The organism is Hydrogenophaga sp. (assembly GCF_051860785.1).
Classification (GTDB): domain Bacteria; phylum Pseudomonadota; class Gammaproteobacteria; order Burkholderiales; family Burkholderiaceae_C; genus Hydrogenophaga.
The window spans coordinates 123,011-147,780 of the sequence record NZ_JBIMLB010000008.1; the positions used below are offsets into that span (position 1 = coordinate 123,011).

The window sequence follows — 24,770 nt, forward strand, 5'->3', positions numbered from 1 at the left end:
TGAAGAGCCTGCAACAGCAATCAACGGTAAAGTTCCTCACCATGCAAGACAAGACATCTCCCCTGGGCAGCCGCTGGCAATTCTGGATCGATCGTGGAGGTACCTTCACCGACATCGTGGGCAAGCGGCCCGACGGTTCGCTCGTCACCCACAAGCTGCTTTCGGAGAACCCCGAGCAATACCGCGATGCCGCGGTGGCCGGCATCCGCCACCTGCTGGGGCTCAAGGCCGGTGAGCCGGTGACGCCCGAGCAGGTGGAGTGCGTGAAGATGGGGACTACCGTGGCCACCAACGCCTTGCTCGAGCGCAAGGGCGAGCCCACGCTGTTGGTGACCACAAGGGGGTTCCGCGATGCGCTGCGCATCGCTTACCAGAACCGGCCACGCCTGTTCGACCGGCGCATCGTGTTGCCCGAGCTGCTTTACAGCGACGTGATCGAGGCGCAGGAACGCCTCGGCGCCCAGGGCGACGTGCTTCAGCCGCTGGACGAATCAGCACTGCGCATCGATTTGCAGGCGGCCCATGCTCGCGGCTTGCGCAGCGTCGCCGTGGTCTTCATGCACGGCTACCGTTTCACCACGCACGAGGCGGCAGCGGCGCGCATCGCCCGCGAAGAGGGTTTCACGCAGGTGAGCACTTCGCACGAGACCAGCCCCATGATGAAGTTCGTCAGCCGGGGCGACACCACTGTGGTCGATGCGTACCTCTCGCCGATCCTACGCCGCTACGTGGAGCAGGTGGCCAGCGAGATGCCAGGCGTGAAGCTGTTCTTCATGCAGTCTTCGGGCGGACTCACCGACGCACATGCCTTCCAGGGCAAGGACGCCATCCTCTCCGGCCCGGCGGGCGGTATCGTGGGCATGGCGCGCACGGCGCAACTGGCTTTTGCCGACGCTGCTGTCAAAGGCGGTTCGGTCAAGGTGATCGGCTTCGACATGGGCGGCACGTCCACCGATGTGTCGCACTTCGCAGGTGAGTTCGAGCGCGAGTTCGAGACGCAGGTGGCCGGCGTGCGCATGCGCGCGCCCATGATGAGCATCCACACGGTGGCCGCAGGTGGTGGCTCCATTCTCGCGTTCGATGGCGCGCGGTTTCGCGTCGGACCCGAGAGCGCGGGCGCCAACCCCGGGCCAGCCAGTTACCGGCGCGGTGGCCCACTGGCCGTGACCGATGCCAACGTAATGACCGGCAAGATCCAGCCGCGCCACTTTCCCAAGGTGTTCGGGCCGCAGGCCAACGAGTCGCTCAGCCTGGACGCTGTGAAGGCGAAGTTCGGAGAGCTCGCGCAGCAGACGGGACGGGAGCCCGAGGAGGTGGCCGAGGGCTTCATCAACATCGCGGTGCAGCAGATGGCCAATGCGATCAAGAAGATCTCGGTCGCGCGCGGTTACGACGTGACCCGTTACACGCTGCAATGCTTCGGCGGCGCGGGCGGCCAGCATGCCTGCCTGGTGGCCGACGCGCTGGGCATGACGCGGGTGTTCGTGCACCCATTGGCTGGCGTGCTCAGCGCCTACGGCATGGGCCTGGCCGATCAGAACGTGATTCGCGAGCAGGCGGTCGAACTCCCGCTGGTGGCCGATTCGCTCCCCACAGTGGTGGACAAGCTCGATGCGCTCGCTGCCACGGCTCAGGCCGAACTGGGCAGCCAGCAGGTCAATGCCGGCGCGGTGCAGGTGCACCGGCGCGTGCATGTGCGTTACGAAGGCAGCGACGCCGCGCTGGTGGTGCCGTTCGGGGACCTCACCACCATCCAGGCTGGCTTCGAGGCCGCCTACCGTCAACGCTTCGCCTTCCTGATGCAGGGCAAGCGCCTGGTGGTGGAAGCGGTGTCGGTGGAAGCCGTGGTGGCAGGCGATGCGCCTCACGAGCCACGCCATGAAACCCACGAGCCGCGCGAAGTGCCCCGGCGCGAAACCGTGCGCATGTACTCGGGTGGTCAGTGGTTCGACGCCGCACTGGTGGTGCGTGAGGATCTGCGGCCCGGCGATGTGATCCCCGGCCCGGCGATCATTGCCGAAAAGAACGCCACCACGGTGGTGGAACCGGGCTGGGAGGCGGTGCTCACCGCACTCGATCACCTCGTGCTGGACCGCCGCATTCCCCGCACGACCGCGTACGCGGTGGGCACCACGGTGGACCCGGTGCTGCTGGAAGTGTTCAACAACCTCTTCATGAACATTGCCGAGCAGATGGGCCTGCAACTGCAGAACACCGCCTACTCGGTGAACATCAAGGAACGGCTCGACTTCTCGTGTGCTTTGTTTGACGCCCAGGGCAATCTGATCGCCAACGCGCCGCACATGCCCGTGCACCTGGGCTCCATGGGCGAGAGCATCAAGACGGTGATCCGCGAGAACACCGGAAAGATGCAGCCCGGCGATGTGTACGTGCTCAACGACCCTTACCACGGTGGCACGCACCTGCCGGACGTGACCGTGATCACACCGGTCTACCTCGGTTCATCAGGTCACGGCACGCCGCTGTTCTACGTGGGCAGCCGTGGCCACCATGCCGACATCGGCGGCGCCACGCCGGGCTCCATGCCACCGTTCTCCACGCGCATCGAGGAAGAGGGCGTGCAGATCAACAACGTGAAGCTGGTCGATCGGGGCGTGCTGCGCGAGGCCGAGATGGTGGCGTTGTTGCAGAGCGGTGAATACCCCTCGCGCAACCCGCAGCAGAACATGGCCGACCTCAAGGCCCAGATTGCGGCCAACGAGAAAGGCGTGCAGGAGCTGCGCAAGATGGTCGAGCAGTTCGGGCTGGACGTGGTGCAGGCCTACATGCGCCATGTGCAGGACAACGCGGAAGAGTCGGTGCGCCGCGTCATCACACGCCAGAAAGATGGTGCGTACACGCTGCCGCTGGACAACGGCGCGCAGATCCAGGTGGCGGTGCGCGTGAACACCGCGCAACGCAGTGCCGAGATCGATTTCACCGGCACGTCGGCGCAACAGCTGAACAACTTCAACGCGCCCACGGCTGTGTGCATGGCGGCCGTGCTCTACGTGTTCCGCACGCTGGTGAACGACGATATCCCACTCAACGCGGGCTGCCTGAAACCCCTCAAGGTCGTCATTCCGCCGGGCTCCATGCTCAACCCGAACCCACCCGCTTCCGTGGTGGCCGGCAATGTGGAGACCTCGAGCTGCATTACCAACGCGCTGTACGGTGCGCTCGGCGTGATGGCCGCGAGCCAGTGCACCATGAACAACTTCACCTTTGGCAACGCGGCGCACCAGTACTACGAAACCATCTCGGGTGGCAGTGGCGCCGGCGAGGGTTTCGACGGCACAAGCGTGGTGCAGACCCACATGACAAATTCACGCCTGACCGATCCCGAGGTGCTCGAGTTCCGGTTCCCCGTGCGGCTGGAGAGCTACGAGATCCGTGAAGGCTCGGGCGGTGCAGGCCAATGGAAGGGCGGCCATGGCGGCGTGCGCCGCGTGCGTTTCCTGGAAGACATGACGGCCAGCATCCTCTCCAATGGCCGCCTGCATGGCGCCTTCGGCATGGCGGGTGGTCAGGCCGGGCAGGTAGGCATCAACCGGGTGGTGCGTGTCGATGGCTCGGTGGAAGAGCTGGCTCACATCGGTCAGGCAGAAATGAAACCTGGCGATATCTTCGAGATCCACACCCCGGGAGGCGGGGGCTACGGAAAGGCGTAGTCACAGCTCCTCTACCCGGCGGGCGGGATAGCTGTCCCAGGCCTGGCAGCCGGGGCATTGCCAGAAATGCTGGCGCGCTTCGAAGCCACAGGCCGCGCAGCGGTAGCGCCGCAGTGGCGCGCTGGCTTGCTCCAACGACAGCTTCACGCGCTCCTGGGCCTCAGGGTTCGAAAGCGTTTCACCGGCCAGCCATTGCGCCGTGATCACCAGCGAGGGCTCTCGTTCCAGGTGCCTCAGGTAGTGCGCGCGCACCTCGGTGGGGTCGTTGCTCAGGCTGGCCAGGGCTTCGGTGATGTCGATCGATGGCGCGCGCGACTGCGCTTCCTGCAGCAGCAGAATCGCTTCGCTCTGTCGTCCGGTCTGGCGGGCAAGATCGGCCAGTGTGCCGGCGGCCAGTGGCATGCCTTGCGGCGCATGCTTGTGCAGTTTGCTCAGGGCCTCGAAGGCACCCTGCGCGTCGCCCCGCAGCGCCTTTTGTCCTGAGAGTGCCATCCAGCCCCGCGCGAGCTGTGGAGCCTTTTGCACGGCTTCTTCGAGCAGTGCGATGGCCTTCGTCTGGTCACCACCGCGCTGGGCCAGTTCGGCTTCTTCGCAGAGGTAGTGCGAGAGCCGGCCAGAAAAACTGCCTTGTTCGGCCTCTTCGAGTTTTTGCGCAATCTCCTTGGCGCGCGGCCAGTCGCGGGACCGTTCGTAGATGCCCAGCAGCGCCAGCAGCGCCTCGCCTTCGAAGGCCGAGCCCTCGAGCTTGTGCAGCGCGCTCTCGGCCCGGTCGAGCAGCCCCGCCTTGAGAAAATCCAGCGCGAGCGCGTGTTGAGCACGATCGCGGTCCTTGCGGCTGATGTCGGCGCGCGAGAGCAGGTGCTCGTGCACGCGCACGGCACGGTCGTAGTCGCCACGGCGGCGAAACAGGTTGCCCAGGGCGAAGTGCAGTTCGGCGGTGTCGGGGTCGCCCTGCACTGCCTCGATGAACGCATCGATGGCCTGATCCTGCTGCTCGTTGAGCAGGTGGTTCAGGCCACGGAAGTACGCCTTGGGAGCCTGACGGCTTTCCATGCGCCACTGCCGCAGATCGAGTCGGGAGGCGGCCCAGCCCATGGCAAAAGCCAGCGGAAGGCCCCACAGCAGCCAGGTGAAATCAAAGTCCATGCCGGCGGTCGTTCGTGTCAGGGAGCAGGGTGGAGTCGGCTTCGAAGGTCGTGCTGGCCAGCATGGAGTTGCTGGCCGCCTGGCGCCGCGCCTTCTTGGCGCGCAGCCAAAGCGGCAGCATCACGGCCACGCCGAGAAAGACCCCCGCCACCAGAGCGATCAGGATCACCAGCACCAGGGGTGCCTGCCAACTGGCGCCAAAGAACAGGTGCAGTGTCACGCTTTCCTGGTTGTTCAGTGCGAAGGCGAACAGCACAAAAAAAATGGCTGCGTTGAGCAGCCACATCAGGTATTTCACGTCGTCCCCTTTGTGGTGGGGCGATTGTAGCGATCAGGTTGCCCGGTCAACGGTGCCTGATTACTCCGGGTTGGCAGGATCGCGTCCCAGGATCTCTGCGGTCTTGGCATCCACCTGTTCGCGCAGGGCCTTGCCCGGCTTGAAGTGCGGCACGCGTTTTTCCGGAATCATCACGCTCTCGCCCGAACGCGGGTTGCGCCCGATGCGGGGTGAGCGGCGATTGACCGAGAAGCTGCCAAAGCCCCGGATCTCGATCCGGTGTCCCTTGACCAGGGCATCGCCCATGGCGTCCAGGATGGCCTTGACGGCGAACTCGGCGTCGCGGTGCGTGAGCTGGCCGAAGCGGCTGGCAAGGGCTTCAACGAGGTCGGAGCGTGTCATGTCAGGGTTTCAGCGAGTGGGCATCGAACACCTGGCAATGGGGCGTCGAGCAGGGGGTATCCCGCTCGACGCCCGTCGCCGGGCGTCCGACAGGCCGATCAGCCGTTGTTGTTGTCCAGCTTGGCGCGCAGCAGAGCGCCCAGGCTGGTGGTACCGGCGTTCTCACGGGAAGACTGCTGGCTCAGGCTGGCCATGGCTTCCTGCTGGTCGGCGGCGTCCTTGGCCTTGATGGACAACTGGATGTTGCGCGTCTTGCGGTCGATGTTCACCACCACAGCGGTGACTTCGTCGCCTTCCTTCAGCACGTTGCGCGCATCTTCCACGCGGTCACGGCTGATTTCGCTGGCGCGCAGGTAACCCAGCACGTCTTCACCCAGGTCGATCTCGGCACCCTTGGCGTCCACAGTCTTGACCTTGCCGGTCACGATGGAACCCTTGTCGTTGACCGACACGAAGGTGGTGAACGGGTCGCCGTCGAGTTGCTTGATGCCCAGGGAGATGCGCTCGCGCTCCACGTCGATGGCCAGCACGATGGCTTCAACTTCCTGGCCCTTTTTGTAGTTGCGCACGGCGGCTTCGCCGGTTTCGTTCCAGGACAGGTCGGACAGGTGAACCAGGCCGTCGATGCCGGCAGCCAGACCCACGAACACGCCGAAGTCGGTGATCGACTTGATCGGGCCCTTCACGCGGTCGCCGCGCTTGGTGGCTTCAGCGAACTCGTGCCAGGGGTTGGCACGGCACTGCTTCATGCCCAGCGAGATGCGGCGCTTGTCTTCGTCGATGTCGAGCACCATGACTTCGACTTCGTCGCCCAGCGACACCAGCTTGGAAGGGGCCACGTTCTTGTTGGTCCAGTCCATTTCGGAAACGTGCACCAGACCTTCGATGCCCGGCTCGAGTTCCACGAACGCGCCGTAGTCGGCGATGTTGGTGATCTTGCCGAACATGCGCGTGCCTTGCGGGTAACGGCGCGAAACGCCCATCCACGGGTCGTCGCCCATCTGCTTCAGGCCCAGCGAGACACGGTGCTTCTCGGTGTCGAACTTGAGGATCTTGGCGGTGATTTCCTGACCAGCCTGCACCACTTCGCTCGGGTGGCGAACGCGGCGCCATGCCATGTCGGTGATGTGCAGCAGGCCGTCGATGCCACCGAGGTCCACGAACGCACCGTATTCGGTGATGTTCTTGACCACGCCGTGCACGATGGCGCCTTCCTTCAGGGTGTCCATCAGCTTGGCGCGCTCTTCGCCCATGGAGGCTTCCACCACGGCGCGGCGGCTCAGCACCACGTTGTTGCGCTTGCGGTCCAGCTTGATGACCTTGAATTCCAGGGTCTTGTTTTCGTAAGGGGTCAGATCCTTGGTGGGACGGCTGTCAACCAGCGAGCCCGGCAGGAAGGCGCTGATGCCGTTGACCATGACCTTGAGGCCGCCCTTGACCTTGCTGGAGGTGGTGCCGGTGACAAATTCGCCGGACTCGAGGGCTTTTTCAAGGGACATCCAGGAAGCGAGGCGCTTGGCCTTGTCGCGCGAGAGCAGCGTGTCGCCGAAGCCGTTTTCCACGGAGTCGATGGCGACCGCCACGAAGTCGCCCACCTGCACTTCGAGTTCACCCTGGTCGTTCTTGAATTCGGCGAGTGGCACGTAGGCTTCCGACTTCAGGCCGGCGTTGACCACCACGTGGCTGTGTTCGATGCGAACGACTTCAGCGGTGATGACTTCGCCCGAGCGCATTTCGGCGCGTTTGAGGGATTCTTCGAACAGGGCGGCAAAAGATTCAGACATTGAATTTCCTAAAACCACTTGGCGTCGGTGCAACAACCACAGGGATGCGGCTGGAACGGATGCGGCGCTTGAGTGGTGTTGACGTTGCGGTGCGAAACACCGCGGGGTTGAGTGAAAGAACCATCAGGCATGCGGGCTGGGAACGCCCGGCGGTGCCGTCTGGGCCATGTGTGAGTGCGATCAAGGACTGCTTGAAAACACCGTTCTGCCTTGCCACCAGTCAAACACCCGCTGCACCGATTCCTCGATGTCCAGTCCGGAGTTGTCCAGTTCCAGGGCATCTTTGGCGGGCTTGAGGGGTGCGTGCAACCGGGAAGCATCCCGTTGATCGCGCGCCCGCAGGTCCGCCAAAAGACTGTCGATGTTAGCAGCAATTCCCTTTGAAATCAACTGCTTATGGCGCCGTTCGGCGCGCTGCTCGGCCGAGGCCGTGAGAAACACCTTGAGCGGGGCGTCCGGAAAGATCACGGTGCCCATGTCGCGGCCATCGGCCACCAGGCCCGGCAGGCGCCTGAAGCCATGTTGCAGCCCGAGCAGGGCGTCGCGCACCGCCTGGACGGTCGAGACCCGCGAGGCCGCCATGCCAGCAGCCTCGGACCGCACGGCATCGGTCACATCCTGGCCATCCAGCAAGGTGCGCTGGCTCTCAAAACGCACGTTCAGTCCAGCAGCCAGTTCACCCAGGCGCTTGGCCAGCGTGGCGTCTTTCAGATCGTCATCCGCGATGGAGAGTCCGGCCCTGGCCGCTGCCAGGCCCACCAGACGGTACAGGACGCCCGAATCCAGCAGGTGGTAGCCCAGCCGGTCTGCCAGCTCGGCCGAGAGGGTGCCTTTGCCTGAGGCGCTGGGTCCGTCGACACAGATGACGGGGATGTGCCTGGTTTCTGCCTGGCAGACCTCGAACAGCGTCTCGAAGTAGTCGGGAAAGGTCTTGCCCACGCACTTCGGGTCTTCGATTCGAATGGGCAGGCCGGCCGGGTTGAAGGCGGCCAGCGAGAAGCACATGGCGACTCGGTGGTCGTCGTAGGTATGGAGGGCCTGGGTGCGCCATTGCGACGGGTTGGCTGGTGGCGTGATGCGGATGAAGTCAGCGCCTTCCTCGACGGTGGCACCGAGCTTGCGGCCTTCGTTGGCCATGGCAGCAATGCGGTCGGTCTCTTTCACGCGCCAGCTGGCGATGTTGCGCAGCGTGGTCGTGCCCTCGGCATACAGCGCCATCACCGCCAGCGTCATGGCGGCGTCGGGAATGTGGTTGCAGTCCAGGTCGATGGCCTTGAGTGGCCAGGCGCCGCGACGGATGTGCAGGCGATTGGCTTCGCCCGAGATGTCTGCGCCCATCAGTCGTGCAGCTTCGACAAACCGGATGTCGCCCTGGATGGACGAAAGGCCCACGCCCTCGATGGTGATGCCATTGGTGCCCGGCGTGGCGGGCGCGATGGCACCCAGGGCAATGAAGTAGCTCGCGGACGATGCATCGCCCTCCACGGCGATCTGCGCGGGCGACTGGTAGCGGCTTCCCGCCGGAATGGTGAAGCGTTCCCACCCGTCGCGCCGCACCCGCACGCCGAAGCGCTCCAGCAGGTTCAAGGTGATCTCGATGTACGGGCGCGAAATGAGCTCACCCACCACCTCGATGACGATGTCCTGTGATTGCGCGACCAGGGGCAGGGCCAGCAGCAGTGCAGTGAGAAACTGGCTGGACACATCACCCCGGACGCGGATCGCCTGATCCAGCTTCAGCAGATGCACTGCACCGTCACCAAGCTGCAGCGGCGGGTAGCCTTCGTGTGCGAGGCACTGCACCGGGCAGCCGAGTTGGCGCAGGGCGTCGACCAGGTCGCCAATCGGGCGCTCGTGCATGCGGGCAACGCCGCTCACTTCGAAGGCGCCGCCCTCGCGTGCTGCCAGCAGCGCGAGCGAGGCGGTGAGTGGCCGCATGGCCGTGCCGGCGTTGCCAAGGAACAGGCTGGCCTTGCGCACGGGCAGTTTCCCCCCGAGTCCGTGCACGCGCAAGGCGCCTCCGGGCTGTGGCTCGATGCGGCAACCCAGTTGCACCAAGGCCTCGAGCATCACACGGGTGTCGTCGGAATCAAGCAGGTCCAGAACGTCGGTGTGGCCCGTGCTCAACGCCGCCAGCAGCAGCACACGGTTGGAAATGCTCTTGGAGCCCGGCAGGCGCACACGCCCACCGGCGCTGCAAAGCGGCGGAATGTCGAGGTGATCGATGGAGTACATGCGCTTGGGGATGCGGCCGGCGCCAGAGGCGGCGCTCAGCTTCGGGGCTTGATGGCGGTCATGCGCCAACGCGTACGGGCGCTGCTGGCTTGCTCGATCAGGGCTTCAAGGGCGTCGGGGTTGTCGGCGTTGATGGCAGTTTCCAGTGCATGCAAGGCACGCTGGAAATGGCGCGACTGGGCCAGCAGCTCTTCGCGGTTGGACATGAGGATGTCACGCCACACGGCAGGCTCACTCGCCGCGATGCGGGTGAAATCGCGGAAGCCTGGGCCAGCGAGCGTGAGGAAATCCTGGCCCGAGCCCTGGCCCTGGATGGCGTTCATGAGCGCGAAGGCCACCATGTGCGGCAGGTGGCTCACGGCGGCATAGGCCGCGTCGTGCGCTTCAGGGGTCATCTGCTTGACCTGACAACCCAGCGCCGTCCAGAGTTGCTGGGCTTTTTCCAGTTGCTTCGGCAGGGTGCGCTCGATCGGGGTGAGGATGACCTGGCGGCCCTGATAGAGGTCGGCGTCGGCGTGTTCCACACCAGCGACCTCCTTGCCTGCGATCGGATGGGCCGGCACAAACACGCCAACCTGGTCCTTCAAAACGCGGCGCGCGGCGTCGATCACTTCTCGCTTGGTGGAACCCACATCCATGATGAGCACTTCGCCGCGCACCAGGTGGCGGATGGCCTTGAAGGTGGCTTCCGTGGCGGCCACCGGCACGGCCAGCAGCACGAGGTCTGCGCCCGAGACGGCGAGCAAGGCGGAAGGCGCTTCGACGTCGATCACGCCGAGCTGGCGCGCCCGTTCGGTGGTGGAAGGCGACTTGCTGTAGCCCACAACGCGTTTGACCAGTCCCGCACGCTTGAGGGCCAGCGCGAACGAGCCGCCCATCATGCCGCAGCCGATCAATCCCAATTGTTCAAACATTATTCGTTCACCGGGTATGCGCCCAGCACCTTGTAGAAAGCGCAGAGACCCTGAAGTTCTTGTAGTGCGGCGGCCACGTGAGGCTGTGATGGGTGGCCGGCAATATCGATGTAGAAGTAGTACTCCCACTGCCCGGACTTGGCCGGGCGCGATTCGAAGCGTGTCATGGACACGCCATTGTTCTTGAGTGGCACGAGCAGGTCGTGCACGGCACCGGGCCGGTTGGGAACCGAGACCACGAGGCTGGTGCAATCGCGCCCGGACGCCGGTGGCATGGCGAGAGTCTGGGGCAGGCTGATCACCGCGAAGCGGGTGCGGTTGTAGGCCTCATCCTGGATCGCATGGGCCACGATGTGCAAGCCGAACTGCGCCGCCGCGCGTTCGCTGGCCAGGCCCGCCCAGGTTGGGTTGGTGGCCGCGAGCCGCGCACCCTCGGCGTTGCTGGAGACGGCACGCCGCTCGGCGTTGGGCAGATGTTGGGAAAGCCAGTTCTGGCATTGGGCCAGCGCCTGGGGATGCGCCATAACCACTTCGATGCCGTCGAGCGTGTTGACCTGGCACAGCAGGTTGTGGCGGATCAGCAGGCTGACCTCGCCGACCACGTGCACGGGCGAGCGCAGGAAGAGGTCCAGCGAGCGTGCGACCACGCCTTCGGTGGAGTTCTCCATGCCCACCACGCCGAATTGGGCCGTGCCTGCGGCCGTGGCATGGAACACCTCGTCGAAGTTGGCGCAGTAGATCAGGTTGGCAGCGCTGCCGAAAAACTCGATGGCCGCCTGTTCGCAGAAGGTGCCCTGCGGGCCCAGCACGGCCACGCGTTGCGGTGCTTCCAGCGCGAGGCAGGCCGACATGATCTCGCGCCAGATCGATGCCACGTGCTGGTTGAGCAGCGGCCCCTGGTTGGCACCCTGGATCTTCTCGATGACCTGGGCCACGCGATCGGGCCTGAAGAACGGCGAGCCCTCCCGGCGCTTGATATCGCCAACCTGCTCGGCCACGCGCGCGCGCTGGTTGAGCAGGTTGAGCAGTTGCTGGTCGAGCGCGTCAATCTGCACGCGCAGGACCGCCAGGGCATCGGACTGGGTGGGTTGGGTCATTGTGTTCAGGCCTGTGTCTTTTCGAACTGCCGCATGTAGCTCACCAGCGCCTGCACACCTTCCAGGGGCATCGCGTTGTAGAGGCTGGCACGCATGCCGCCTACCGACTTGTGGCCCTTGAGCTGCAGGAGGCCGGCGGCCTTGGCGCCCGAGAGAAAGGCTTCGTTGCGCGACTCGTCGCGCAGGAAGAAGGGCACGTTCATGCGCGAACGGCAGTCGCGTGCGACCTTGTTCTCGTAGAACTGCGACTGGTCGATGTAGTCGTAGAGCAGGGCGGCCTTGGCAATGTTGCGCGCTTCCATGGCGGCTACACCCTGGTGCCCGCCTTCGGTCTGGCGCTTGAGCCACTGGAACGTGAGGCCGGCCATGTAGATGGCAAAGGTGGGAGGCGTGTTGTACATGGAGTGGTTGTCGGCCACAGTCTTGTAGTCGAAGGCGCTCGGGCAGATGGCCAGCGCATGACCGATCAGGTCTTCCCGCACCACCACCAGGGTGAGGCCAGCAGGCCCCAGGTTTTTCTGGGCGCCGCCAAATGCCAGGCCCACGCGCGACCAGTCCACAGGGCGGGAGGCCACATGCGATGAAAAATCGATCACCAGGGGTGCGTTGGAGCCGAGCGCCTTGAGGTCGGGCAATTCGTGCACTTCGATGCCGTTGATGGTCTCGTTGCTACAGAGGTGCACGTAGCTCGCGTCCTGGCTGAGTTGCCAGGTAGTGGCGTCGGGCAATCGCGTGTGCCCATCGGCCTCATTGCTCGCCACCACGTGTGTCGGCGCATAACGCCGCGCCTCCTTTAGAGACTTCTGACTCCAGCTGCCAGTGATCACGAAGTCCACCGTTTTGCTGCGCGAAAGATTTAACGGCACGATGGCGTTTTCGCCCAGGCCGCCACCCTGCATGAACAGGATGCGGAAATTCGCCGGCACCGAGAGCAGTTCACGCAGGTCGGCTTCTGCCGCTTCGAGAATCCTGCCGAACTCCTGGCCTCGGTGGCTCATCTCCATGACGCTCATGCCACTGCCTTGCCAGTCGAGCATTTCGCTGGCGGCGTGTTGCAACACTTCGGCCGGCATGGCCGCCGGCCCGGCGGAGAAGTTGTAGGGCCGTGGGGTCACGGCTCGCTGCCCGGCTCGTCGAGCTCGTTGGCATCACCCGCTTCCGGCACGTTGGCGTCGTTCTCCACAATGCGCTGCAGACCCGAGAGCTCGGAGCCTTCGTCCAGCGCGATGAGCGTCACGCCCTGCGTGGCACGGCCCATCTCGCGGATCTCGGAGACGCGGGTGCGCACCAGCACGCCCTTGTCGGTGATCAGCATGATTTCGTCGTCGGTGTGCACCAGCGTGGCGGCCACCACCTTGCCATTGCGCTCGCTTTGCTGGATCGCGATCATGCCCTTCGTACCCCGGCCATGGCGGGTGTACTCGGTGATGGGTGTGCGCTTGCCATAGCCATTGATGGTGGCGGTGAGCACGCTCTGTTGCTCGTCTTCGGCCACCAGCATGGCGATCACGCTCTGCGTGTCCTCGATCAGCATGCCCCGAACGCCACGCGCATTGCGGCCCATGGGGCGGACGTCGTTTTCATCGAAGCGAACGGCCTTGCCGCCATCGCTGAAAAGCATCACGTCGTGCTGCCCGTCCGTCAATGCCGCGCCGATGAGGAAATCACCTTCGTCGAGGTCCACGGCAATGATGCCGGCCTTGCGCGGGTTGCTGAACTCGTCGAGCGCAGTCTTCTTCACGGTCCCCATGGACGTCGCCATGAACACATAGCTGTCTGAGGGGAAGCTGCGCATTTCACCTGTGAGTGGCAGCACCACGTTGATCTTCTCGCCTTCCTGCAGCGGGAACATGTTGACGATCGGGCGGCCGCGGGAGCCGCGTGAACCCGCCGGCACCTCCCACACCTTGAGCCAGTACAGCCGACCCCGGTTGGAGAAACACAGGATGTAGTCGTGCGTATTGGCAATGAAGAGCTGGTCGATCCAGTCGTCTTCCTTGGTCGCCGTGGCTTGCTTGCCTCGCCCGCCGCGCTTTTGCGCGCGGTATTCCGAAAGAGGCTGGCTTTTGATGTAGCCGCTGTGGCTGAGCGTGACCACCATGTCGGTCGGCGTGATCAGGTCTTCCGTGGCCAGATCCTGCGCGTTGTGCTCGATCTCGCTGCGGCGTGCGCCCAGCTTGGTCTGACCGAATTCCTGTTTCACCGCAGTGAGCTCATCACCAATGATGGTGGATACACGCTCGGGTCTGGACAGGATGTCGAGCAGATCGTCGATCTCGCCCATGACTTCCTTGTACTCGGCCACGATCTTGTCCTGCTCCAGACCGGTCAGCCTCTGCAGGCGCATCTGCAGGATTTCCTGGGCTTGCGTTTCCGAGAGGCGGTACAGGCCGTCACCCCCCATGCCGAACTCTCGCTCCAGACCCTCCGGCCGGTAGTCATCGGCGTTGATCACACCGCCGTCGGCGCGCGTGCGGGTCAGCATCTCGCGTACCACCTGGCTGTCCCAGGGGCGCGCCATCAGCTCGCTTTTGGCCACTGGCGGCGTGGGCGATTCGCGGATGATGCGAATGAACTCGTCAATGTTGGCGAGCGCCACCGCCAGGCCTTCCAGCACATGGCCGCGTTCCCTTGCCTTGCGAAGATTGAACACCGTGCGGCGTGTGACAACTTCTCGGCGATGTTCCAGGAAAACCTGGATCAGGTCCTTCAGGTTGCACAGCTTGGGTTGGCCATCAACCAGCGCCACCATGTTGATGCCGAAGGTGTCCTGCAATTGCGTCTGTTTGTACAGGTTGTTGAGCACCACCTCCGGTACTTCACCGCGCTTGAGTTCGATCACCAGTCGCATGCCCGACTTGTCGGATTCATCCTGAATGTGGCTGATGCCCTCGATCTTCTTTTCATGCACCAGCTCGGCGATGCGTTCCTGCAGCGTCTTCTTGTTGACCTGATAGGGCAGCTCGTCGACGATGATCGCCTGGCGCTGACCGCGGTCGATGTCCTCGAAATGGCATTTCGCGCGCATGACCACGCGGCCTCGGCCCGTTCGGTAACCGTCCTTGACACCATTGATGCCATAGATGATGCCGGCCGTGGGGAAATCAGGCGCGGGGACGATCTCCATCAATTCGTCAATGGAAGCTTCGGGCGTTTTAAGCAGATGGAGGCAAGCATCCACAACTTCGTTGAGGTTGTGGGGCGGGATGTTCGTCGCCATGCCCACCGCGATACCGGCGGAGCCGTTGACCAACAGGTTGGGCAGGCGCGAGGGCAGCACCGAGGGCTCTTGCAGCGAGCCGTCGTAGTTCGGAATGAAGTCGACCGTTTCCTTGTCGATGTCGTTCAGCATTTCGTGCGCGATCTTGGTCAGGCGCACTTCGGTGTAACGCATGGCCGCTGCGTTGTCGCCGTCTACCGAGCCGAAGTTGCCCTGACCATCCACCAGCATGTGGCGCAGCGAGAAGGGCTGGGCCATCCGAACAATGGTGTCGTAGATCGCGCTGTCGCCGTGCGGATGGTACTTACCCATGACGTCACCCACGATGCGGGCACTCTTCCGGAATGGGCGATTCCAGTCGTTGTTCTGCTCGTGCATGGCGTACAGCGCGCGGCGGTGCACCGGTTTCAGTCCATCGCGCGCGTCGGGCAACGCCCGGCCCACAATCACGCTCATTGCATAGTCGAGGTAACTGCGCCGCATCTCCTCTTCAAGACTGATGGGCAGGGTCTCTTTGGCGAACTGTGTCATGTGCGGTGGCTTGAGTGCGGTGGAGGGCCGAAAGGCAGCTCATGATTTTAAGGCGCACGTATGCACACGCTTGGCGCGACATTTTGTTGTGCCACGACAACGAATGAGGCAACACGGGTCTTCGTCCTACAGAGCCGCACTGGGCGCCCCGGTTGGCGTATCGGCGCTTGTGGCACAATAAATTCCAGCGTTTTTAGTGGTGGTCACTACAAGCGTCGTTCTTGTTACGCAGTCTGTCTGCGGCTTATATAGAGGAAAACCATGAAAAAACTCAACAAAGTGGCAATGCTGTTTGCAACCGCCGCCATGGCAACCGCCGCCGGCGCCCAAACCATCGACAACTGGCGCAATGGCACCAGCGAGCTGGCCTGGAAAAACGGTACAAACGAACTTTGCTGGCGCGATGCCAGCTGGACGCCTGCCACTGCGGCTCAAGGCTGCGACGGCGCGATCGTCCCTGTGGCCGCACCGGCTCCGGCGCCTGCCGCTGCACCTGCTCCCGCACCCGCCGCGGCTCCCGCACCGGCACCTGCTCCGGCACCCGCACCGGCACCCGTCGCCTCCAAGGTGACCTACGCCGCTGACGCCTTCTTCGATTTCGACAAGGCCGTCCTCAAGCCTGAAGGCAAGGCCAAACTGGACGATCTGGCCGGCAAGGTCTCCGGTATCGCTCTGGAAGTCGTGATCGCCGTGGGTCACACCGACTCCACCGGTGCCGCTGGTTACAACCAAGCCCTGTCCAACCGCCGCGCTGAAGCCGTCAAGGCCTATCTGGTGAGCAAGGGCATTGAAAGCAACCGCATCTACACCGAAGGCAAGGGCCTGACCCAGCCAGTGGCTGACAACGCCACCCGCGAAGGCCGTGCCAAGAACCGTCGCGTGGAAGTGGAAGTGGTCGGTACCCGCAAGAACTGATTCACTTCAGCTTCGACCCTGAAAACCGCGCTTCGGCGCGGTTTTTTCTTGTGCTGACGATAATCGAGCGATGAATCCACACATCAATGCCGATCCCGCCGAACTGGCCAAGTTCTCCGAACTTGCCCATCGCTGGTGGGACCCTGAAAGCGAGTTTCGTCCCCTGCATCAGATCAACCCGTTGAGGCTTGGCTGGATTGAAGGATTGGTTCCCCTGGCGGGAAAAAATGTGGTCGACATCGGTTGTGGAGGCGGCATCCTGTCCGACGCCATGGCACGCAAGGGCGCCCATGTCCTGGGGATTGACCTTTCGTCGAAGGCCTTGCGGGTGGCGCAGTTGCACGCGCTGGAGGCGGCCACGGCCCAGGTGCGCTACGAGGAGATCAGTGCTGAAGCGCTGGCCCTGGAGCGACCGGGTGAATTCGATGTGGTGACCTGCATGGAGATGCTTGAACACGTGCCCGATCCCTCTTCTGTTGTCAAAGCGTGCTCTACGCTCGTCAAACCGGGTGGTTGGGTCTTCCTCTCGACGATCAACCGCAATCCAAAGTCTTTTCTGTTCGCCATTCTGGGCGCGGAATACGTTCTGCAGTTGTTGCCCAAGGGTACGCACGAATTCGCCAAATTCATCCGTCCCAGCGAACTGGCCGCCCATTGCCGTGCTGCCGGATTGGAGCTCTCGCAAACCCGTGGGATGGAATACAACCCGCTGACGCGTCGATATTGGCTCAGTGGTGACACCAGCGTGAACTACCTTCTGGCCACGCGTCGCCCATGACGGGTCGTATTTTTCGAGGCGTGCGTGCGGTGCTGTTTGACTTGGACGGCACCCTGATTGACAGCGCTCCCGACCTGGGTGCGGCGGCAGACGGCATGCGACTGCGCCGAGGCATGTCCTCGCTGCCACTGGACCGCTATCGACCCCTGGCGGGTTCGGGTGCCCGGGGCATGCTGCTTGCGGCCTTCGGCGTGACACCTGAACACGCCGACTACGAAGCTCTGAAGGTGGAATTTTTCGCTGCCTACACGGAATGCCTGTTGCAGCGCACCCAGCCCTTTCACGAGGTGCAGGAAATGCTCGGGTTGCTGCAGGAGCGTGGGTTTGCCTGGGGTGTGGTGACCAACAAGTCGCAGCGCTTCACAGGTCCTATCACGCAGGCAATGCCGTTGTTCGCAACAGCCTCCGCCATCGTGAGTGGTGACACGACGCCGCATGCCAAGCCGCATCCGGCCCCCTTGCTGGAAGCCACCCGGCGAATGTCCGTGTCGCCAGCCGAATGCATTTATGTCGGCGACGATGAGCGCGACATTCTTGCCGGGCGCGCGGCAGGTATGGGAACGGTGGCGGCGCGATATGGCTATCTGGGGGCTGGGGCAGATGTGGCCGCTTGGGGTGCCAGCGCCGAAGTGTCTTCTCCACTCGAGCTCTTGAATTTACTGGAAGTGGCTTAAACTCAAGTGCTTGGGGCTGCACCGGTTTCGACGTGGGTTCGGACGCGCAGCAGGGCATGTCGAGGTTCTGTCACCTCGTAAATCCGCAGAAAAAAACCAACTGCAAACGACGAACGTTTCGCACTCGCCGCTTAAACACCGGTGAGCCTCGCAACAGCAGGCCGATGGGCTGGGCAAGGGGGTCGCAAGACCTCCCGGCTGCGAGGATATTTACATCGGCTGGCTTTGCGTCGGGCACCTTGGCGCAGAGTGAGATTCAAGGATGCTGGCTTCCCGTTTAGCGTGCCACTGCGCGACTCGGGCGGCGAGACTCAAAACAGACGGCTACACATGTAGAACTGCTCGAAGAAGGCTTGCGGACGGGGGTTCAAATCCCCCCAGCTCCACCATTTGGCCCGACAAAGACCGCCAGGCACTCAAGCCTGGCGGTCTTTGTCTTTTCCACGCGTGCGCAGGCGCTTTCTTCTGACGCGTCGTGTGTTCAGGATCCAGATTCCGCTGATCAGAAAGTACACGATGAGGGCGCTGGTCGCGGCAATGATCGAGAGCCCCACGGCCAGCGGCTTGCCTACCGTGCGCAAGCGCTCCAACCAGTGCGCCATGCGCTCGCCAGTGCTCTTGCGCTGGACTTCCGGCGGCTCGTCGTGAACTTCCGCCAACCTTTGCTGCGCCTCGATTTCCGTGATGGCGCGCTCGCCCAGCACCACTTTGCCCAAACGGTAGGCGCCGTAGTACACCGGCCCGAACGTGACCGGGTTCGAGACCAGCGTGCTGGCCACCGCCATGGGCAGGTTCGCGCGCAGCAGCACGGCCCCTGCTGCGGAGGCGGGTATCTGCGCCACGGGAATCAGCAGCCCGAAGAAAATGCCCAGCGCAACCCCCAGTGCGATCCCTTTCCGGCTGAAGTGCCACAGCGCAGGGTGCAGGAGCACCGGACCCATCCAGCGCAGCCATCGGTTGTTGCGCAGCGCTTCGGGCGTGGGCAACCACTTTCTGAATTTTTCTCTCATGCGGGTGGCCGGGTAGGTCGTGTTTCGAGCAGCGACAATCGCCGAATCATGATGCAGTTGCAGGACATACTTTTTTCGCAGGGCTTTGGTACCCGCCGCATTTGCAGCGGGCTGGTGCAGCAGGGACTGGTGGTGGTAGGAAACGATTCGGTGCCCTGCACCGACCCTGCAGCGACATTTGAAGAGAACGGCCTGGAGTTCCGGGTGCGGGGCGAAGTCTGGCAGTACCACGCCGTTGCGTATCTGATGCTGAACAAGCCCGCAGGTTTCGAGTGTTCTCAAAAACCCAGCACGTACCCGAGCGTCTATACCTTGCTGCCAGGCCCCTTGCGCACGCGCGGTGGGGGGGCGGCTGCCGGTGTCCAAGCCGTGGGTCGACTGGATCAGGACACGACGGGACTTTTGCTGATGTCGGACGACGGCAAGTTCATTCACCGCATGACCTCGCCGCGCCATCACGTGCCCAAGGTTTACGAGGCGCAGGTCAAGCACCCGCTGGACGATCGGCAACTGAAGAGATTGCTTGATGGTGTGGTGCTGGATGACGATCCCCACCCGGTGCGCGCGCAGGCCTGTTCAGCGGTGAACGAGCACCACCTGCGCATGACGCTCACCGAAGGAAAGTACCACCAGGTCAAGCGCATGGTGGCTGCGGTCGGCAATCGGGTGGAGTCGCTTCACCGCTCCGAGATCGGGAATCTCGCACTGACGCCTGAGTTGCCAGAAGGCCGTTGGCGCTGGCTGTCCCCCAGCGAAGTGGCTGCACTAACTCAGAAAGTGGCGAAACCTTAGAGCAGATCGCCCTTGCGGCTGTCCAGTGGCATGAGGAAGGAGTTTTCCTGCCACTGCGAGTTGAAGTCGCTGCGCGGAAAATCGCTGCGCGGCTCGCCCGTGGTGCTGTTGGGCCAGTTCGAAAGCGGTCCGAAGTCGCTGTTGCGGTTGCTGCGCTGACGGGTGAGCACGGTGCGCAGGTTGGCTTGTGCCGCGATGATGGCGCGCTCTTCCATCTCGCGTTCGCGCATGGTCTGGCTCAGCGTCGATTCGCCCAGGAACTCGGCGCGAATCTCGGCAACCGTGGGCAGGCTGTTGGAGCGCACGACCCAGTAGGGCAGGCCGCATTGGGTGAGCAGCGAGTGCTTGAGGGTGCGGGTGCTGCGCGGCAGGCCAGCACTGCCGGGCACGTCCAGGCAGCCCAGCACGCGGCCATCAGACCGGCACACGGTGAAGGTGCAGTACACGCCGCCAAGCAACTTGTACCACTCCATGCCCTGCTCCTTGTCGCGCGGCAAGGTGAAGCGCGTGACCGGCAGCTTGATCATGACGTGATGGTCGTAGAAGGCGCGGGCCAGCCAATGCCACACCCGGGCTTCTTCGCTGTTGGCGAGGGCACGCGTGCTCAACGGCCAATGTTTCGGAATTCGCCTGCGCTCACGGGCTTGCCGGTCCGTCCACCAGCGATGCAGCAGCGCACCCAGGGCCAGCAGAGCGGGCGCGAGCACGGCGAGCAGCCATGGATTGGTCCAGTGATTCATGATGATGAGGTCAGGTCGATCAATTTGTATCAAAGTGTAGGGGCTGGCCAGTAAAACGGGGGGGTCTGTCGTTTGCCCGCACGAGATTGGCGTGAATTCCTTGGTGTTTGACCATCCTTTCGCGCTCGGTTCAGCCTGTTGCTTCCAGAAACGAGAGGACGGCGGCCATCAGCGCATCGGGCTGATCCCGGTGCGGGCTGTGGCCGCAGTCGTCCAGTTCGACACTGCGGGCCTGTGGCGTTGCGGCTTCAATGGCACGGAGTTGAGCCAGCGTGCCGTATTCATCACGCATGCCCTGGATCAGGAGGAGGGGTGCCCGGATTTGCTGGCATTCCGGGCGGATGTCGAAGGTGGCAAAGGCCGGACTGAGCCAGACGTCGTTCCATTGCCAGAAAGCGTTGTCCACATCGGCGTGGTACCGCGCCAGGCGTTGGCGAAGTCCACTTTCGCCCGCGGGGTCGTCTTCATAAAGCCGTTTGGCTTCTGCAATCGCGCGCAGGGCCACATCTTCGACCACCACGTGCGGCGCCATGGCCACGCAGGCTGTTACAGGGTGCCTGCTGGCGTGCAGCAACGCGATGGTGGCGCCGTCGGAGTGCCCGATCAGGACCGGGGGCTGCGACAGACCCAGACCCTTCAGCAACGCGGGCAGGACCTGCCCGGCTTCACGGTGCATGTAGTCGGGCCCGTGCCGTCCTCGGGTCCAGAAGCCGTCCTGCCCGGGTGCGCCGCGGACATCGGGGATGGGGTCCGATCGCCCGTATCCGCGGCGGGAGTAGATCCATCCGGCTCGCCTGCTGGCAGCGCAGAGTTCGGCTGGCCAGTCGCGCCCACGTTGCCGCCACATGGCCACGCTGCCCAGGCCCTCGTGCAGGAAGACAAGGGGTGCCTGATCGGCCGGTCCGGGGATGTGCGTCAACTCCAGGCCGACGCCTTCAATCTCGATGCGGTTCATGCGCAGATCGTACCCATCCCGCCGACGGGTACACCGCACGAATGGATGTATTCTTGCCGCCATGTCCCTGCTTTTTGATTCCTTCTGGCGCGCCGTGGTGTATTGCATCCACCCGCGTGTGATCGCTTTGTCGATCCTCCCGCTCATCCTGATGGTGGCGCTGTCGTTCGGCCTGGGCTACTTCTTCTGGGAGGGCGCTGTGGCCTCGGTTGCCGCGTGGCTCGAAGCCTTCGGGATGGTGCAGACCTTCCTTTCCTGGCTCGAGCAGGTGGGGGCCGGTTCTCTGCGAATGGTGTTCGCGCCGCTGCTGGTGCTGGTGCTGGCCACGCCGCTGATTGTCTTGTTGTGCCTGTTGCTCGTGGCCATGTTCATGACACCGGCCATGGTCGACATGGTGGGCCAGCGCCGTTTTGCCGGTCTGGAGCGCAAGCAGGGCGGCTCGCTGGTGGTCAGTGTGCTGTGGTCGCTCGGCTCCACGCTGCTGGCCGTGGTGGTGCTGGTGTTGTCCATGCCGCTGTGGCTGGTGCCACCCCTGGTGCTGATCCTGCCGCCACTCATCTGGGGTTGGCTCACCTACCGCGTGTTCGCTTTCGATGCGCTTGCCACGCACGCCAGCAGCGAAGAAAGAAAAGTCATCATGCGCGAACACCGGGGCACTTTGCTCTTGATGGGCGTGCTCAGTGGCTACCTGGGCGCTGCGCCGAGCTTGCTGTGGGCCTCTGGCGCGATGTTCATTGCCATGGCGCCGGTCCTCGTGCCGGTGGCCATCTGGATCTACACGCTGGTATTTGCCTTCGCCTCCCTCTGGTTCGCGCATTTCTCGCTCGCCGCGCTGCAACGCCTGCGCGCCAAGGCGCCGGTGGATGTGCCGGCCGCTGAACGGGTGGATCCGGCCTTCTTGCCCGGCCCCTCCGATGCCCCCCTGCAGCCACCAGCGGCGCCGGGTGGCACGCCGCCTACCCAGTTCCCCACATCGCCATGACGAGCGAACTCGGCCTCATCATCGTTGGCGATGAAATCCTGTCAGGAAAACGCAGCGACAAGCACCTGCCCAAGGTCGTCGAACTGCTTGCGCGACGGGGGATGTCGCTCACCTGGGCGCGGGTGGTCGGGGACGATCGAAAGCGCATCACCGACGCGCTTCGCGATGCATTTGCCGACTCTGATGTGGTTTTCTGTTGTGGCGGTATCGGCGCTACCCCGGACGATCACACGCGGCAGTGCGCCGCCGCCGCGCTTGGCGTGGAACTGGCCTTGCACCCTGAGGCGCGAGACCTGATCGAGGCGCGCATGCGCGACACGGCCGCTGAGCGCGGCGAGACATTCGATCCCACCCGTGCTGACAACGTGCATCGCTACAACATGGGCGTGTTCCCGGTGGGCTCACGCATCATCCAGAACCCGTACAACAAGATTCCAGGATTCAGCTGCGATGGACTGGGCGGCGGTACGGTCCATTTCCTGCCTGGGTTTCCGGTGATGGCGTGGCCCATGATCGAATGGGTGCTGGACCACCAGTACCTTCATCTCCAGCGCCAGGGGATCTGGCTGGAGCAGTCGGTGATCGTCTTCGGTGCCATGGAAGCGGCTCTTACACCACTCATGGAGCAGATCGAAAAGGCCCATTCGGTAAAGGTGTTCAGCCTGCCCAGCGTGGACCATCCCGAATTCGGCCGCCACATAGAACTGGGTGTAAAAGGGGCCGCCACGGCGGTGGCTGCCGCCTACCAGGATCTGCTGGCAGGCCTGCGAGAGCATGGAGCCAGCACGGGCCCTGAAATGGTGCGTCGCTGAAATGCACAACTTCGGTGCATCATGAGGTGAGCGCACCGTTAACGGGCGCCTGGCTCGCCGGAGACTCCGCTTGGTGCAGGTTGGGCCCTGAATCATCCCCCGGAATCGACGCCATGACCCTTTGTGGCGCATGGGCTGCGCCATAATCCGGGGCGCCAGGCGGGGCGGCGCCCAAGCGGTATCCGCTGGTGGCACAAATACTGCTTGATTGCAGCGTCGTTTTCAATTCCCAACTCACCCAGCTACAGGAGTATTTGATGGCCAAGACCGTCGCAGATGTGATGCAGATCGTGAAGGACAACGAGGTCAAGTTTGTCGACTTCCGCTTCACCGACACCCGGGGCAAGGAACAGCACGTGACCGTGCCTGTGTCCCACTTCGACGAAGACAAATTCGTTTCGGGCCACGCTTTTGACGGTTCCTCGGTGGCGGGCTGGAAGGGCATTGAAGCCTCGGACATGCAACTCATGCCCGACCCCAACACCGCCAACATCGACCCTTTCTTCGAAGAAACCACGCTGTTTCTGCAGTGCGACGTGATCGAGCCGGGCGACGGCAAAGCCTATGACCGCGACCCGCGTTCCATCGCCAAGCGCGCCGAGGCCTACCTGAAGGCCTCCGGACTGGGCGACACCGCCTACTTCGGACCAGAACCCGAATTCTTCATTTTCGACGGCGTGCGCTGGAGCAACGAGCCCGGCCGCGTGTTCAGCGAGATCGAAGAGTACGAGGCCCCCTGGAACAGCGGTTCCAAGCTGGAAGGCGGCAACCGCGGCCACCGTCCCACGGTCAAGGGCGGCTACTTCCCGGTGCCCCCGGTCGACAGCACGCAGGACATGCGCGCCGAGATGTCGCTGATTCTCGAATCGCTGGGCATCCCGGTCGAAGTGTTCCACCACGAAGTGGCGGGCGCTGGCCAGAACGAGATCGGTACCAAGTTCAGCACCCTCGTTGAGCGTGCCGACTGGACGCAGGTTCTCAAGTACGTGGTGTGGAACGTTGCCAATGCCTACGGCAAGACCGCGACCTTCATGCCCAAGCCCTACGCTGGCGACAACGGCTCCGGCATGCACGTGCACCAGTCGATCTGGAAAGACGGCAAGAACCTGTTTGCTGGCGACGGCTACGCCGGCCTGAGCGAATTTGCCCTGTACTACGTCGGCGGCATCATCAAGCATGCCCGTGCGCTCAACGCCATCACCAACCCCGGCACGAACTCTTACAAGCGCCTGGTGCCCGGCTTCGAAGCCCCGGTGAAGCTGGCCTACTCGGCCCGCAACCGCTCGGCCTCGATCCGCATCCCGTATGTGGCCAATCCCAAAGGCCGCCGCATCGAGGCTCGTTTCCCGGATCCTTCGGCCAATCCCTACCTGGCTTTCTCGGCCCTGATGATGGCTGGCCTGGATGGCGTGGAAAACAAGATCCATCCCGGCGAAGCCGCCACGAAGGACCTCTACCACCTGCCCCCGGAAGAAGACAAGCTGGTGCCCACCGTGTGCCACAGCCTGGACCAGGCGCTGGAGTACCTGGACAAAGGCCGCGGCTTCCTGACCAAGGGTGGCGTGTTCACTGACTCCATGCTCGACGCCTACATCGAACTCAAGATGGGCGAAGTCACGCGTTTCCGCATGGCGCCGCACCCGGTCGAATTCGACATGTACTACAGCCTCTGATGGTGGGACCCGCCAGGCCTGGCGGGGTCTTCCTGAGCTTCTTGAGGGGACCGCACTTGCGGTCCCTTTTTCGTGGTCCTGGCGGCTCACAGCCACCGTTCAGGCGCGACGGCACTTTTTCGCGGGTTTTTCGGTCATACTGATTTGCGCATGTTGCTCGTG

The 24,770-nt window shown here is 63.6% G+C and carries 20 protein-coding genes and 1 other RNA gene; 9 read left to right on the plus strand and 12 right to left on the minus strand.

Annotated features, from left to right (window positions below; genetic code table 11):
• Positions 1–41 precede the first annotated feature (41 nt).
• On the plus strand, positions 42–3,671 hold the full coding sequence (locus ACTIF6_RS12790; RefSeq protein WP_439588370.1) for a hydantoinase B/oxoprolinase family protein: 3,630 nt from the start codon (positions 42–44) through the stop codon (positions 3,669–3,671).
• Here ACTIF6_RS12790 and lapB read toward each other — a convergent pair whose 3' ends face one another.
• The 9 genes from lapB to gyrA form a co-directional block, all read right to left on the minus strand.
• On the minus strand, positions 3,672–4,817 hold the full coding sequence (gene lapB / locus ACTIF6_RS12795) for a lipopolysaccharide assembly protein LapB (RefSeq protein ID WP_439588371.1): 1,146 nt from the start codon (positions 4,815–4,817) through the stop codon (positions 3,672–3,674).
• On the minus strand, positions 4,807–5,115 hold the full coding sequence (locus tag ACTIF6_RS12800; protein WP_439588372.1) for a LapA family protein: 309 nt from the start codon (positions 5,113–5,115) through the stop codon (positions 4,807–4,809). The genes lapB and ACTIF6_RS12800 overlap by 11 nt, the downstream gene beginning before the upstream one ends.
• A gap of 60 nt (positions 5,116–5,175) precedes the next feature.
• Positions 5,176–5,496 (minus strand): integration host factor subunit beta, encoded by a 321-nt coding sequence (locus tag ACTIF6_RS12805; RefSeq protein ID WP_439588373.1) that lies wholly within the window; start codon positions 5,494–5,496, stop codon positions 5,176–5,178.
• Positions 5,497–5,594: 98 nt separating this feature from the next.
• Positions 5,595–7,280: a 30S ribosomal protein S1 gene (gene rpsA / locus ACTIF6_RS12810; protein ID WP_439588374.1), complete on the minus strand. Its 1,686-nt coding sequence runs from the start codon at positions 7,278–7,280 to the stop codon at positions 5,595–5,597.
• 180 nt (positions 7,281–7,460) lie between these two features.
• Positions 7,461–9,515, minus strand: coding sequence for a bifunctional 3-phosphoshikimate 1-carboxyvinyltransferase/cytidylate kinase (locus ACTIF6_RS12815; RefSeq protein ID WP_439588375.1), 2,055 nt, complete (start codon positions 9,513–9,515; stop codon positions 7,461–7,463).
• Positions 9,516–9,550: 35 nt separating this feature from the next.
• On the minus strand, positions 9,551–10,429 hold the full coding sequence (locus ACTIF6_RS12820; protein WP_439588376.1) for a prephenate dehydrogenase: 879 nt from the start codon (positions 10,427–10,429) through the stop codon (positions 9,551–9,553).
• A complete protein-coding gene (pheA, locus tag ACTIF6_RS12825; RefSeq protein ID WP_439588377.1) occupies positions 10,429–11,526 on the minus strand; it encodes a prephenate dehydratase in 1,098 nt (365 codons plus the stop codon). Before pheA ends, ACTIF6_RS12820 begins: the two co-directional genes overlap by 1 nt.
• A 5-nt stretch (positions 11,527–11,531) precedes the next feature.
• Positions 11,532–12,599, minus strand: coding sequence for a 3-phosphoserine/phosphohydroxythreonine transaminase (serC, locus tag ACTIF6_RS12830; protein ID WP_439588439.1), 1,068 nt, complete (start codon positions 12,597–12,599; stop codon positions 11,532–11,534).
• Between the two features lie 38 nt (positions 12,600–12,637).
• A complete protein-coding gene (gene gyrA, locus ACTIF6_RS12835; RefSeq protein WP_439588378.1) occupies positions 12,638–15,277 on the minus strand; it encodes a DNA gyrase subunit A in 2,640 nt (879 codons plus the stop codon).
• A gap of 261 nt (positions 15,278–15,538) precedes the next feature.
• On the opposite strand from gyrA, the gene ompA reads away from it, so the two are divergent.
• From ompA to ssrA, 4 genes are all read left to right on the plus strand, one after another.
• On the plus strand, positions 15,539–16,192 hold the full coding sequence (ompA, locus tag ACTIF6_RS12840) for an outer membrane protein OmpA (protein WP_439588379.1): 654 nt from the start codon (positions 15,539–15,541) through the stop codon (positions 16,190–16,192).
• Between the two features lie 70 nt (positions 16,193–16,262).
• Positions 16,263–16,970: a bifunctional 2-polyprenyl-6-hydroxyphenol methylase/3-demethylubiquinol 3-O-methyltransferase UbiG gene (gene ubiG, locus ACTIF6_RS12845; RefSeq protein ID WP_439588380.1), complete on the plus strand. Its 708-nt coding sequence runs from the start codon at positions 16,263–16,265 to the stop codon at positions 16,968–16,970.
• An 8-nt stretch (positions 16,971–16,978) separates the two neighbouring features.
• On the plus strand, positions 16,979–17,644 hold the full coding sequence (locus ACTIF6_RS12850) for an HAD-IA family hydrolase (RefSeq protein WP_439588440.1): 666 nt from the start codon (positions 16,979–16,981) through the stop codon (positions 17,642–17,644).
• Between the two features lie 12 nt (positions 17,645–17,656).
• Positions 17,657–18,033: a transfer-messenger RNA gene (gene ssrA, locus ACTIF6_RS12855) on the plus strand.
• 27 nt (positions 18,034–18,060) lie between these two features.
• On the opposite strand, the gene ACTIF6_RS12860 is transcribed toward ssrA, so the two are convergent.
• Positions 18,061–18,654: a DUF2062 domain-containing protein gene (locus ACTIF6_RS12860; protein ID WP_439588381.1), complete on the minus strand. Its 594-nt coding sequence runs from the start codon at positions 18,652–18,654 to the stop codon at positions 18,061–18,063.
• Positions 18,655–18,705: 51 nt separating this feature from the next.
• Here ACTIF6_RS12860 and ACTIF6_RS12865 point away from each other — a divergent pair, with 51 nt between their 5' ends.
• Positions 18,706–19,446, plus strand: coding sequence for a pseudouridine synthase (locus ACTIF6_RS12865; protein WP_439588441.1), 741 nt, complete (start codon positions 18,706–18,708; stop codon positions 19,444–19,446).
• Here the strand turns inward: ACTIF6_RS12865 and ACTIF6_RS12870 are convergent.
• Together ACTIF6_RS12870 and ACTIF6_RS12875 are read right to left on the minus strand one after the other, a co-directional pair.
• Entirely contained in the window at positions 19,443–20,186 is a 744-nt protein-coding gene (locus ACTIF6_RS12870) for a hypothetical protein (RefSeq protein ID WP_439588382.1), read from the minus strand. The two genes, ACTIF6_RS12865 and ACTIF6_RS12870, sit on opposite strands and share 4 nt — an antisense overlap.
• A gap of 130 nt (positions 20,187–20,316) precedes the next feature.
• A complete protein-coding gene (locus ACTIF6_RS12875; RefSeq protein WP_439588383.1) occupies positions 20,317–21,141 on the minus strand; it encodes an alpha/beta fold hydrolase in 825 nt (274 codons plus the stop codon).
• Positions 21,142–21,202: 61 nt separating this feature from the next.
• On the opposite strand from ACTIF6_RS12875, the gene ACTIF6_RS12880 reads away from it, so the two are divergent.
• The 3 genes from ACTIF6_RS12880 (at position 21,203) to glnA (ending at position 24,608) form a co-directional block, all read left to right on the plus strand.
• A complete protein-coding gene (locus ACTIF6_RS12880) occupies positions 21,203–22,123 on the plus strand; it encodes an EI24 domain-containing protein (RefSeq protein WP_439588384.1) in 921 nt (306 codons plus the stop codon).
• Positions 22,120–22,935, plus strand: a complete 816-nt coding sequence (locus tag ACTIF6_RS12885) for a competence/damage-inducible protein A (protein ID WP_439588385.1) — start codon at positions 22,120–22,122, stop codon at positions 22,933–22,935. Before ACTIF6_RS12880 ends, ACTIF6_RS12885 begins: the two co-directional genes overlap by 4 nt.
• A 257-nt stretch (positions 22,936–23,192) precedes the next feature.
• Entirely contained in the window at positions 23,193–24,608 is a 1,416-nt protein-coding gene (gene glnA, locus ACTIF6_RS12890; protein ID WP_439588386.1) for a type I glutamate--ammonia ligase, read from the plus strand.
• Positions 24,609–24,770: the final 162 nt, after the last annotated feature.